Annotated in this window: 12 protein-coding genes and 2 pseudogenes; all 14 read right to left on the minus strand. The window is 64.3% G+C overall.

Translation table 11 applies throughout. The annotated features are described in order from the left end of the window. Positions 1 to 752: pseudogene (locus A2J02_RS06440) on the minus strand (F0F1 ATP synthase subunit beta); the annotation flags it as partial. A 3-nt stretch (positions 753 to 755) separates the two neighbouring features. Next, positions 756 to 1,727 carry a F0F1 ATP synthase subunit gamma gene (locus tag A2J02_RS06445; RefSeq protein WP_068048254.1) on the minus strand — a complete coding sequence of 324 codons (972 nt, stop codon included), beginning with the start codon at positions 1,725 to 1,727 and terminating at the stop codon, positions 756 to 758. 52 nt (positions 1,728 to 1,779) lie between these two features. Next, complete coding sequence (atpA, locus tag A2J02_RS06450) at positions 1,780 to 3,423, minus strand: F0F1 ATP synthase subunit alpha (RefSeq protein ID WP_037193380.1); 1,644 nt, start codon at positions 3,421 to 3,423, stop codon at positions 1,780 to 1,782. An 88-nt stretch (positions 3,424 to 3,511) separates the two neighbouring features. Continuing rightward, positions 3,512 to 4,339: a F0F1 ATP synthase subunit delta gene (locus tag A2J02_RS06455; protein ID WP_068048257.1), complete on the minus strand. Its 828-nt coding sequence runs from the start codon at positions 4,337 to 4,339 to the stop codon at positions 3,512 to 3,514. A gap of 8 nt (positions 4,340 to 4,347) precedes the next feature. Further along, complete coding sequence (locus A2J02_RS06460; RefSeq protein ID WP_032393521.1) at positions 4,348 to 4,908, minus strand: F0F1 ATP synthase subunit B; 561 nt, start codon at positions 4,906 to 4,908, stop codon at positions 4,348 to 4,350. A gap of 7 nt (positions 4,909 to 4,915) precedes the next feature. Then, on the minus strand, positions 4,916 to 5,155 hold the full coding sequence (locus A2J02_RS06465) for an ATP synthase F0 subunit C (RefSeq protein ID WP_008715092.1): 240 nt from the start codon (positions 5,153 to 5,155) through the stop codon (positions 4,916 to 4,918). Between the two features lie 78 nt (positions 5,156 to 5,233). Beyond that, positions 5,234 to 5,959, minus strand: coding sequence for a F0F1 ATP synthase subunit A (atpB, locus tag A2J02_RS06470; protein ID WP_032393520.1), 726 nt, complete (start codon positions 5,957 to 5,959; stop codon positions 5,234 to 5,236). Positions 5,960 to 6,400: 441 nt separating this feature from the next. Next, positions 6,401 to 6,832: a hypothetical protein gene (locus A2J02_RS06475; protein WP_068048272.1), complete on the minus strand. Its 432-nt coding sequence runs from the start codon at positions 6,830 to 6,832 to the stop codon at positions 6,401 to 6,403. Positions 6,833 to 6,898: 66 nt separating this feature from the next. Continuing rightward, positions 6,899 to 8,140 (minus strand): glycosyltransferase family 4 protein, encoded by a 1,242-nt coding sequence (locus A2J02_RS06480; protein WP_068048260.1) that lies wholly within the window; start codon positions 8,138 to 8,140, stop codon positions 6,899 to 6,901. Positions 8,141 to 8,170: 30 nt separating this feature from the next. Next, a complete protein-coding gene (locus tag A2J02_RS06485) occupies positions 8,171 to 8,833 on the minus strand; it encodes an L-threonylcarbamoyladenylate synthase (protein WP_068048275.1) in 663 nt (220 codons plus the stop codon). Positions 8,834 to 8,899: 66 nt separating this feature from the next. Continuing rightward, positions 8,900 to 9,784 (minus strand): peptide chain release factor N(5)-glutamine methyltransferase, encoded by an 885-nt coding sequence (gene prmC / locus A2J02_RS06490; protein ID WP_068048263.1) that lies wholly within the window; start codon positions 9,782 to 9,784, stop codon positions 8,900 to 8,902. Between the two features lie 34 nt (positions 9,785 to 9,818). Beyond that, positions 9,819 to 10,637: an SHOCT domain-containing protein gene (locus A2J02_RS06495; protein ID WP_068048266.1), complete on the minus strand. Its 819-nt coding sequence runs from the start codon at positions 10,635 to 10,637 to the stop codon at positions 9,819 to 9,821. 106 nt (positions 10,638 to 10,743) lie between these two features. After that, positions 10,744 to 11,820 (minus strand): peptide chain release factor 1, encoded by a 1,077-nt coding sequence (gene prfA / locus A2J02_RS06500; RefSeq protein ID WP_068048269.1) that lies wholly within the window; start codon positions 11,818 to 11,820, stop codon positions 10,744 to 10,746. Positions 11,821 to 11,917: 97 nt separating this feature from the next. After that, positions 11,918 to 12,007 (minus strand): annotated as a pseudogene (locus tag A2J02_RS06505) (50S ribosomal protein L31); the annotation flags it as partial.

Below are 12,007 nucleotides of genomic sequence, written 5' to 3' on the forward strand. Positions count from 1 at the left end.
TCGCGGAAGTACTCCGCCATGGTCAGTGCCGACAACGCCACGCGCATACGCGTGCCGGGCGGCTCGTCCATCTGGCCGAAGACGAGGGCGGTGTCCTGGAGGACGCCCATCTCTTCCATCTCGAGGTGGAGGTCGGTGCCCTCACGGGTGCGCTCGCCGACTCCTGCGAACACCGAGGTGCCCGAGAACTCGCGTGCGATACGGGTGATCATTTCCTGGATCAGAACGGTCTTGCCGACACCGGCACCACCGAACAGACCGATCTTTCCGCCCTTGACGTACGGGGTCAGGAGGTCGATGACCTTGATGCCGGTCTCGAGGATCTCGGTCTTGCCCTCGAGCTGATCGAAGGCTGGTGGCTTGCGGTGGATGCCCCACTGCTCGCCGTCGCGGCCGAGTCCGGGGGTGTCCAGGCAGTCACCGAGGGCGTTGAACACGTGGCCCTTGACGACGTCACCGACGGGAACCGAGATCGGCTTGCCCGAGTCGATGACTGCAGTGCCGCGGACGAGTCCGTCGGTGGGCTGCATCGAGATGGTGCGAACCAAGTTGTCACCGAGGTGCTGTGCAACCTCGAGCGTCAGGGTCTTGGCCACGGTCGGCAGAGTGATCTCTGCGTTGAGGGCGTTGAACAGTGCGGGAATCGAGCCGCGCGGGAACTCGACGTCCACAACGGGGCCGATGACCCGAACGACACGGCCGGACTGAGTGTCCGCTCCGCTCGCGTTCTCTTGGGCTACTGCTGCGGTCATTGCTTAGTCACTTCCTGCGCTGTCGGCCAACGCGTTGGCGCCACCGACGATTTCGCTGATTTCCTGGGTGATCTGGGCCTGCCGAGCCTGGTTGGCCTGACGGCTCAAGGTCTCGACCAATTCGTTCGCGTTGTCCGTCGCTGCCTTCATGGCGGTACGACGCGCCGCGGACTCCGACGCTGCTGCATCGAGCAACGACGCATAGATCCTGGTGCTGATGTACTTGGGCAGCAGCGCCGAGAGCAGAGTTCCCGCTTCCGGCTCGAACTCGTACTGTGCCTGCACATCTGCGGTCGGTGAGTCGCTCAGCGCATCCGCACCCATCTCGAATTCCTCGTCTGTGTACGAGATTTCGAGCGGTGCCATACGGCGAACTTCGGGCTTCTGCGTGAGCATCGACACGAAGCGGGTGTAGACGATGTGCAACTCGTCCACGCCCTCGATGGTGCCTTCACCGTTGGGAGCCTCGACCTCGGTGCCCGAGCCGGCCATGAACAGCTCGACCAGGTGCCTACTGGCCTTGGCCGCGTCGGCGTATCCGGGCTCCTGAGAGAAGCCCGTCCAGGCACCCTTCACGTCCCGCTCGCGGAATGTGTAGTAGCCCAGGCCTTTTGCGCCGAGGACGTAGATGACCGGATCCTTGCCCTCGGAGCGGAGCAGCTGGAACAGCTCCTCCGTCTCCTTGAGCACGTTGGAGTTGTAGCCGCCGCACATACCGCGGTCGCTGGTCACGACCAGAACCGCGGCACGCTTGGGCTCGGGTCGCTCGTTGAGCAGCGGGTGATCGAGCGAGCTCGATGCACTCGCCAACGCGGAGAGCACCTTGGTGATCTCTTCCGCATACGGCTTCGATGCGGCAACGCGAGCCTGAGCCTTGGTGATTCGCGATGTCGCGATCAGCTCTTGTGCCTTGGTGATCTTCTTGGTCGAGTTGACCGACTTGATGCGGGAGCGAAGCTCGAGAATGCTTGCCATCTAGCTGTTCACGCTCCCTTCTGTGCTCGTCTTGGCATCTGTCATCGCAGGCCTACTTGCTGACTGTCTTGCGAGTGACGTTGACCTGCTCCTGGCTGACCTCGTCGGCGTTCAGAGTGTCTGCCTCGGCCTCGTTGACAACGCGGTTGCCGTCCGAGTCGACGAATCCGGCCTTGAACTTCTCGGTCGCCTCGGTCAGTGCCTTCTGGTTGTCCTCGTCGAGAGCCTTGCCACCGGCAATGCTGTCGTAGACGCCGCTGGCGTTGCGGTGCAGGTCCTCGAGCAGCTCGGTCTCGAAGCGACGCACGTCGCCGACGGGAACCGAGTCGTACGTTCCCTGCCCTGCGAGCCAGATCGAGACGATCTGATCTTCGACGGCAACCGGGGCGTACTGATCCTGCTTGAGCAGCTCGACCAGACGTGCGCCGCGCTCGAGCTGAGCCTTGGAGGCCGCGTCGAGGTCGGACGCGAACGCAGAGAAGGCTTCCAGCTCGCGGAACTGAGCGAGCTCGAGGCGAAGAGATCCGGAGACCTTCTTCATGCCCTTGGTCTGTGCCGCGCCGCCGACTCGGGACACCGAGATACCGACGTTGATCGCGGGACGGACGCCCTTGTTGAACAGGTCCGACTCCAGGAAGACCTGGCCGTCGGTGATGGAGATGACGTTGGTCGGGATGTATGCCGAGACGTCGTTGGCCTTGGTCTCGATGATCGGCAGAGCCGTCAAAGATCCGCCACCGAGCTCGTCGGACAGCTTCGCCGAACGCTCCAGCAGACGGGAGTGCAAGTAGAAGACGTCACCGGGGTATGCCTCGCGGCCCGGCGGACGACGCAGCAGCAGCGAGATGGCGCGGTACGCCTCGGCCTGCTTGGTCAGGTCGTCGAACACGATGAGGACGTGCTTGCCCTGGTACATCCAGTGCTGGCCGATGGCCGAGCCGGTGTACGGGGCGAGCCACTTGAAGCCGGCCGAATCGGACGCGGGAGCCGCGACGATGGTCGTGTATTCGAGTGCGCCCTGCTCTTCGAGTGCAGCCTTGACGCCTGCGATCGTCGAGCCCTTCTGGCCGATGGCGACGTAGATGCAGCGAACCTGCTTCTTCTCGTCGCCGCTCTCCCAGTTTGCCTTCTGGTTCAGGATCGCGTCGATGCAGACCGCGGTCTTGCCGGTCTTGCGGTCGCCGATGATGAGCTGACGCTGGCCGCGGCCGATCGGAGTCATGGCGTCGATCGCCTTGATACCGGTCTGCAGCGGCTCCTCGACGGGCTGACGCTCGAGCACCGAGGCAGCCTGCAGTTCGAGGGCGCGGGTCTCGGAGGACTCGATGTCGCCGAGGCCGTCGATGGGCTTGCCCAGGGGGTCCACGACGCGGCCGAGGTAGCCGTCGCCCACGGGGACCGACAGCACGTCTCCGGTGCGCTTGACTTCCTGGCCTTCTTCGATGTGCTCGTAGTCACCGAGGATGACTGCACCGATTTCGGTGGCATCCAGGTTCAGCGCGACACCGAGGACTCCGCCGGGGAATTCCAGGAGTTCGTTGGACATCGCCGACGGCAATCCGGACACGTGAGCGATTCCGTCGCTCGTGTCCGTAACCGTGCCGACCTCCTCGCGGGAAGACTCCGGTGAGTAGCTCGCGGTGAAGTTATCGATCGCGCTACGGATCTCGTCGGAGGAGATCGTCAGCTCCGCCATAGTGTTTCCTGCTCTTCCTTCAAATGATCGCGGGGTGAAATGTCTCGAAAGTCGAGACGCTTCTTCTCGTTACTGTGTCCGTGTCGGACTATTTGAGCGTCTTTCGCAATGCAGCGAGGCGGCCTGCCCCGCTACCGTCGATGACCTCGTCGCCGATACGAACGACAAGTCCGCTGAGCAGTTCGGTATCGACCTCTACATGCACCGTGACCTGCTTGCCGTACGTGCGGGTCAAGGTGGCCGTCAGCTTCTCGAGCTGATTGTCGCTCAGTGGTGCTGCGCTGCGGACGTGGGCAACCGCACGGTCGCGCTGCTCGGCAGCCAGGTCGGCCAGTCCGTTCAGTACGTCGGCGGGAGCAGCCTTTCGCGGACGCGTCACAGCCTGAACTGCAAGCGCCTCGGTGACCGCGGTGACCTTGCCGTAGAGCAGGCGACCGAGCAGTTCACGCTTGGCCTGAGCGGGCTTCGAGCGATCCGAGAGGGCCTGCTCGAGCTGCGGGTTTCCTGCCACGATCCGCCCGAGGCGGAACAGCTCGTCCTCGACCGTGTCCAACTGATCCTGATCGGCCGCGGCGCGAAGCAGAGCTTCACGTCCCAGCTCGACCAGCGAGTTCAGCAGGTCGCGAGCGGTGGACCAGCTTTCTCCGGCAGCGGCCTTGACGATCGTCGCCGTTGCACTCGACACCTGGCCGGAGAAGGCCTCTCCGGCCAGATCGCTTCGCCGAACGCCCTCGACCGACGAGTCGGCGAGAGCGGTACGCAACGTGCGCTGCGCGTCGAGAGTCTCGACGACGGCGAACAACTCGGCACCGGTCTGAGCAGCGACGGCTGTCGCCTCGCCTGCCGACGCGGACCCCAGAGCTTCGTGGGCAACCGACCGCGTGCGGGCGAGTGCCTCACGAGAAGTTGCGTACATGGTTCGACTCACTTTCCGGATGCGGAGTCCGCGGTGACGGAATCCAACTCGTTGAGGAAGCGATCGATCGAACTGGAACGCTTCGCGTCGTCGGACAACTGCTCTCCGATGACCTTCTCAGCGAGCTCGACGGCCGTGCGTCCCAGATCTCCCCGAAGTTCGGTGACGATCTGCTGACGCTGAGCAACGAGCTGATTGTGGCCTGCGGCCACGATCCGGTCGCTTTCTTCCTGCGCCTTTTCCTTCATCTCGGCGAGAATCGCCTGCCCCTGGGTGCGCGCTTCCTCGCGGATCTGCGCGGCCTCGGAACGGGCGTCGGCCAGCTGAGCGTGGTACTGCTCGAGAGCAGCCTTGGCTTCTGCCTGTGCCTCTTCGGCCTTCTTGATTCCGCCTTCGATGAGCTCGGAACGCTCAGCGAGAACCTTGGTGAAGCGCGGCACCACGTACTTCCAGAAGAGGAAGCCGATTGCCGCGACACAGACGATCGACCAAACGATGTCGTAGGTTGCGGGCAGAAGAGGGTTGTACTCCTCCCCCTCCGCCGCCAGCAACGTAATCGCGTTTGTCATCGCGCTCTCAGAGAATGAAGCCGGCGACGAGGCCGATCAGGGCGAGGGACTCGGTGAATGCGATGCCGAGGAACATGGTGGTACGGAGCTGACCGGCCAGCTCGGGCTGACGAGCGGTTGCTTCCATGTTCTTGGCGACGACGAGGCCGAGGCCGATGCCGCCGCCGATGGCTGCGAGGCCGTAGCCGATGGCGCCGTATCCGCTTGCGGTGATTTCCTGCGCCTGGGCCAGAACTTCAAGGCTCATTGGGTTTTCCGTTCCCTTTCTTCGGTCCACATCCGGGTGTCGGAGGTGGCGGTGTAGCTGGTTCGGTCAGTTGGTCGGTCAGTGCGAGTCGGCGTGCAGCGACAGATCGATGTAGATCGCCGTGAGCAGCGCGAAGATGTAGGCCTGGAGGAAGATCACCAGCATCTCGAACATCGTGAACAGGAAGCCCATGATGAGCGAGGGTGCTGCGAAGATCTTCAGCCCGGCCGACGCCTCGAAGAGGAAGAACTGGGTCGCGCTGAAGAACAGCACGAGCATGATGTGGCCGGCCAGCATGTTGGCGAGCAGACGCACCGTCAGTGTGAACGGACGGAGTACGAAGTTCGAGACGAACTCCAGCGGGATCAGCAGCACGTGCATCGCCGGCGGAATGCCCGGGATGACGATGGTGCCCTTGACGAACTTCCCGACACCGAACTTCTTGACACCTGCGTAGATGAACGCGACGTACGCGACCGCAGCGAGCACGATCGGTAGACCGATGCGGGCATTCGACGAGATGTTCAGAAACGGAATGACAGCGCTCGCGTTCACCGCGAACACCGTGAAGAAGATGGTCATGATGACGGGCAGGAATCGACGACCCTGTTCTTTACCGAGCACATCTTCTGCGACGTGGATCCGAACGAAATCGAGAGCGATCTCGCCGACGTTCTGAAGACCACGCGGAACGATCTTCGGGCTGCGGAGGGCAACCACCATGAAGATGATCAGAATCGCCGACATCAGGATGCGGATGAGCATCAGCCTGTCGAGCTCGAACGGGGTCCCCTCGAACAGCACCGCGGGAGGAAAGAAATCGGATAGTGACGGCGGACTGTATTCCGCAGCCAGGGTGGTGACGCTCAGCGGTCTCTCCCGTGTTCGGGCCGCAGCCGGGTAACGACTGCGGTTCGATCGGACAATGACGATCTATCAAGTCGACGAAAATCGGCTCGCAATCGTCAGAGGCTGAGGCCCGGTCTTCATCGGCCAAGCGTCTGTCGGGTGTCGGCGACTCACGTCGACTCGGCAACTCTCAGGGCGGAACCTTACGTTGCCGAAGTCGTTGACTCCGGGCCTACTGTAAGGAAGCTCACGCTGACTGCTACCTGCGGGGGTCCAGTCCGGGGAAAAAGTCTCTTTCGTCCCAGTCTTGCCCACCGCTTGATGCAAACTTTATCAACAGAACTACGACGTTGTGTAGGCGGCCCTCAGCTTAACCGATTACGACAGCCTGTCGTACTACCGATTGTCGGTCTTGCCCTCGGTGGGAACGCTGTCCACGTAGGCGACTTTCGTCTTGACGACCCCGAAGACCTCCGCGCCGAGCACGACCACGAGCGCTCCCAGAATCGTCAGCCCCAAGGAGTACCGGTTGTAGAAGTCGGCGTCCTTGAGTGCGACCAGCACGATCAGCGCGATCACCATCTTCACCAACCAACCGCCGAGAAGCAGTGCTCCGACGGCCGAGGCCGGAAAACGCGTGGTGAGCGCCACCGACAACACCGTCGTGATGACGAAGCCTCCGCCGATGGCAACACCAATGAGAGATCCCCACAGACCAGGTGTTCCGGCCGCCGCGACGGCGACTCCGACGCTCACCACCGTGAGCACCACCAGTCCGATGAGTCCGTATCGAACCGCGGCGCGAAGCGGGGCGAATTGGTCGGGCATGGACTGCGGAGTGAAGGTCACAGTTGTCGAGGGTACCCAGCACGCGGGCGCGTACAGCCGACGGGATCAAGAGCCCCGTCGAGCACTTCGCGGTTCCGAGCCCTGCGATCGGTCCACCCGCAGCGTGGGCACAGCAGTGACGACCAGCGCGAACACCAGACCTGCGGCAACCAGAAGCACCACTATTCGGCGGTCCAGCAGAGACGACCCGACCGCCCCGAAGGCGAGGACACCGACCCACAGGTAGATCACCAACACCACTCGGCGATGCGAATGTCCGATCTGCAGCAGCCGATGGTGCAGGTGCATCTTGTCGGGGCTGAAGGGACTCCGTCCGGCCCGGGTGCGGCGAATGACAGCCAGCAGCAGGTCCAGAATCGGGATGAGCATCACAGCCCCGACCAGCAGAAGCGGCGACAGTAGACCCAGCAGATCGCGCGGGCCGTACGCCGTCAACGGGATCCGCCCGGACGCACTGGTCGAGATCGTAGCGAGCGTCAGACCGATGAGCATCGATCCCGAATCGCCCATGAAGATGCGAGCGGGTTGAAAGTTGTGTGGCAGAAACCCCAGGCACGCGCCCGCCAGCGCCGCTGCGATCAGCGCCGGTGGGTAGACGCCGACGTCTCCCCCCTGCTCCTGCAGCAACCCCACCGAGAAGATGCAGATCGCCACCGAGGAAATGAGCCCGAGGCCGGCCGCCAGCCCGTCCAGTCCGTCGACGAAGTTCATCGCATTGACGATCACGACGGTGATCAGCACGGTCACCAGTCCGGCTTGCAGTTGGTCGAGCACCAGGGTGCTACCCGGTTGACCGGGCTCGCCTCCCCACGGCTGGTAGAGCACGACCCAGCTCACGCCCATGATGACGAGGACCCCGGCCGCCGTCACCTGGCCGACGAACTTGGTCAGGGCATCCAGACCCCATCGGTCGTCGATGACGCCGACCAGCACGATCACGAAGCCGGCAACCAGCGCGGCCGGAATGTCGCGGTTGTAAGCGACGTCGAATCCGCGAGCCAGCGCAGGCAGCTGTGACGCGAAGAGCAACGCAGCCAGCATGCCCACGTAGATGCCCACTCCCCCGAGCCTCGGGGTGGCCTGTACGTGGACGTCACGATCACGAGGAACCGCGACGGCACCGAACTTGACGGCCGCCACACGAACACCGCCGGTGGCGAAGAACGTCACCACCGCTGCGGTGAGGAACACCAGGAGCAGTTCGCGAATCGGTACGCCTGCACCCAGATTCGACTGAGCGAGTACGTCGACACTTCCGTGAAGGACACCGCCCCGAGCGACGCTCATGCGCGGAGGCGTGCGGGATGGACAGCCATGTCAGGACGCTCCCGGGACCAGGCTTTCGGCGGTGACACCGAGAACCTCGGCAATCTTCTCGGTGGGAATGGCACCGACCCGCAGAATTCGTGCTCGATCGCTGGTCAGATCGATGATGGTCGACGCCACCGCGTGGTCGGCCGGCCCCCCGTCCAGGTACACCGCGGCCGAGCCGCCGAGCTGATCCCGAGCCTCCGTCACGGTGGTGGCGGGTGGACTGCCGGAGATGTTGGCGCTGGACACCGCGAGCGGGCCCACCTCGCGCAACAGCTCTAGCGCAACCGGGTGGAGCGGCATCCGCAACATGACGGTGCCTTGGGCGTCGCCCAGATCCCAGGCCAAGGACGGAGCCTGCTGCACGACGATGCTCAGCGCACCGGGCCAGAAGGCGCGAATCAAATCTCGGGTGCGTGGCCGGACACTCTGGACCAGGCCGTCGATGGTGTTCCAGGAACCGACGAGCACGGGAACCGGCATATCGCGGCCCCTGCCCTTGGCGCGCAGCAGATCCGTGACAGCGCTGCCGTCGAATGCATCGGCTGCGATTCCGTACAGGGTGTCGGTAGGCATGACGACCAGTCGGCCGGATTTGAGGGCACCGCGGGCAGCGGTCAATCCAGCAGTGCGCGCGTCGGCTTCACGGCAGTCGTAGACGGTACTCACGGCACCCATCCTTCCACCTTCGATAACGAAGTGATGTCAGGTGTCGCCCGCCTGCCGTTCCCGTCGTCAGGCCTGGGCCGGGTGCGCCCGTGCGGCGACGACGAACCGGGGCCTACCCGCCAGATCCGGATGCGCGGTGACCTCGGTGAACACTCGTCGCCGAGACAGCAGCGCCGCCACCTCGCCGCCATTGGAGTCGTCGTGTTCGATAGCGACGCCGCCGCCGATCCGAAGCCAGCGGGCGATGTTGCCGATCATCGGTTCGATGACGGACAGCCCGTCCGAACCGCCGAACAGCGCCATGTGTGGATCGTGATCGATCACTTCGGGATCGAGGTCTGCCCCCTCCGGGATGTAGGGCGGGTTTGCGACGATCATGTCGACAGCGCCGTCGAGTTCGGTCAACAGATCTCGTGCCGTGACGTCGCCGTGGTGCAGCGTGATCGGGGTATCGCCGTGGCCGCTGCACAGGTCGGCATTGCGCCGGGCCCATGCCAACGCCGACGGGTCGAGCTCGACGGCATGGACGACGGCATCGGGCCGGGCGTTGGCGATCGCCAGTGCCAGTGCCCCCGAGCCCGTGCACAGATCGAGAATCACCGGCGGATGGTGGTCGACGTTTTCGAGGAACGCGAGTGCCCAGGCCAACAACAGTTCGGTTTCCGGCCGGGGTACGAACACGCCCGGCCCTACTTCGACGTCGATGTTGCCCAGCGAGGTCGTTCCCGTGATGTATTGCAGCGGAATACGTTTCGCGCGCTGCTCGACGGTTCGGAAGTACGCTTCGACGACCTCGGGTTCGACGAGAGGAACCAGACCGAGACGGCCGCGGTCCACGCCGACGAGGTGTGCGGCGAGCAGCTCCGCATCGACCCGTGGGCTCGGCACACCGGCAGCGTCGAGCATCGACGTTGCTTCGAGGATGGCCAGGCGTAACGGCTTGCGGCTCATTCGAACAGCCTGCCACGAGGCACCGACAACCCGGTCACACGCGTCCCAGCAACTCCGACTTCTTGGCGTGGAACTCGTCGTCGGTGAGGAAGCCCTTCGCGTGCAGACCCGCGAGAGCCTCGATCGCAGCCGTGATGTCGGAGATGTCCACACCTGACGGGTTGCCCTGGGGCGACTGGTTCGAGGACTGCGAAGACTGTTGCGACGAGGACGGTTGCGCGTAGGTCTGCGGAGCGGGTTGCGGCGTCGACTGGTTCTGCGAGTTCGTCCCGCCCGACTGCTGATCGACTCGAGGCAGGCTGCCTGCGGTGAACGTGCCGTACTGACTGGTGAACTCGAGCGAGCCCGGTCCACCACCCTGCTGTTGCTGGACTCCGCCGATGGAGTGATCGAGAGTGTCGTACACGGCCAGTTCGCCGCCGACCAACACCGCGAGGCGTCGAGATCCCGGAAACACTGCGTACTGCGAGCCGTTCTGACCACCGCTCGAGCTCGGCGCACCGAGGTCCGAGGGCCACCACGAGCCGCCGCCGAACGAGCTGCCACCGAACGAGCTGCTGCCGGTCTCCCTGGGCGGGTACACCTGATGCTGAGACAGCACCGCCGACAGGTCTCGGCAGAGACCGTCGACCCGGCTCTTGAGTCCGTGGTCGAACATGTTGCCCACCATGGTCATTCCGCCGCGCATCCACTGCCCACTGCCGCCGAGCTCGGGGATGTTGAACTGAGCCATGCTGCCGCGGCCGTTGTTGACGGCGTCGAGCATCGTGCGGACGGCATCGGTCGAGATGCCGTAGCGCGAGGACAGCTCGGACACGGCGTTCTCGCCTGCGGGGGTCAGGACCTGGTTCATGTCTGGTGTGCCTCTCGGGCGCTGTTGCGGGGTCGAACCTGGCCGCCAGGGTATCGCACGTTTCGGTGCAGCAGCCCGGCGAAATCTGTAAAGCTATGTGCCGCAGCTACTCTGCTTGCATGCGCGCGTCGCGGTCCGCCTTGGCCAGCGCGTCGAGCAACGCATCCATCTCGCCGTCCAGAAGTGAGTCGAGGTTGTGTGCCTTGAAGCCGATCCGGTGGTCCGTGATGCGGTTCTCGGGGAAGTTGTAGGTTCTGATCCGCTCCGAGCGGTCGACGGTGCGCACCTGGCTGGCCCTGCCTGCCGATGCCTCTTCGTCGGCCGCTTCTTCTGCTGCTGCCTGCAGGCGAGCTGCAAGTACCTGCATCGCGCGTGCCTTGTTCTGCAGCTGAGACCGCTCGTTCTGACAGGTCACCACGATCCCGGTCGGCAGGTGCGTGATTCGGACTGCGGAGTCGGTGGTGTTGACGCCCTGGCCACCTTTGCCGGACGAGCGGTAGACGTCGATGCGCAGATCGGTTTCGTCGATCTGAACCTCTTCCACCTCGTCGGGTTCGGGATACACCAGGATGCCGGCCGCGGACGTGTGCACGCGCCCCTGCGATTCGGTCACCGGTACCCGTTGCACGCGGTGGACGCCGCCCTCGAACTTCAGCCGGGCCCAGACGCCGTCGAGGGGATCCCTGGTCTTGATCGACAGCGTCGCGTCCTTGTATCCGCCGAGGTCCGAGACGTTCGCGTCGAGCACCTCGACCCGCCACCCGCGGCGTTCCGCGTAGCGCACGTACATCCGCGCGAGATCGGCCGCGAAGAGCGCCGATTCCTCGCCGCCCTCGCCCGACTTGACCTCCATCACGATGTCGTCGCCGTCGTGCGGGTCGCGTGGTGCGAGCAGGTCGGTGAGGGTCTGCTCGAGGTGCAGCACGGTCGCCTCGAGTTCGGGAATCTCGGACGCGAACGAGGAATCGTCGGCGGCGAGCTCACGCGCGGCTTCGAGGTCGTCCTGCGCGGAGGTCAGCTTGGTGTGCGCGGACATGATGGGGGCCAGTTCGGCGAACCTCTTGCCTGCTCTGCGGGCCGCGGACGGGTCGTTGTGCAGAGCTGGGTCGGCGAGTTGCTGCTCGAGTCCGGAGTGTTCGGCGAGGATGTCGTCGATGGCCGAAGGCTTGTCTGTTCTCGCCATGTTGATGACTCACTCTCGAACGCCGGTGCAACTGAATGTGGACACAAAAAAGCCGACGCCCGTCCTGTGATGCACAGGACGGGCGTCGGCGAAACAGCTAGCTGTCTGCGTCGGCCTTCTTACCGGCGCGCTTGCCGTAGCGAGCCTCGAAGCGAGCGACGCGGCCGCCGGTGTCGAGAATCTTCTG

It is taken from the genome of Rhodococcus sp. EPR-147 (assembly GCF_001647185.1).
Classification (GTDB): domain Bacteria; phylum Actinomycetota; class Actinomycetes; order Mycobacteriales; family Mycobacteriaceae; genus Rhodococcoides.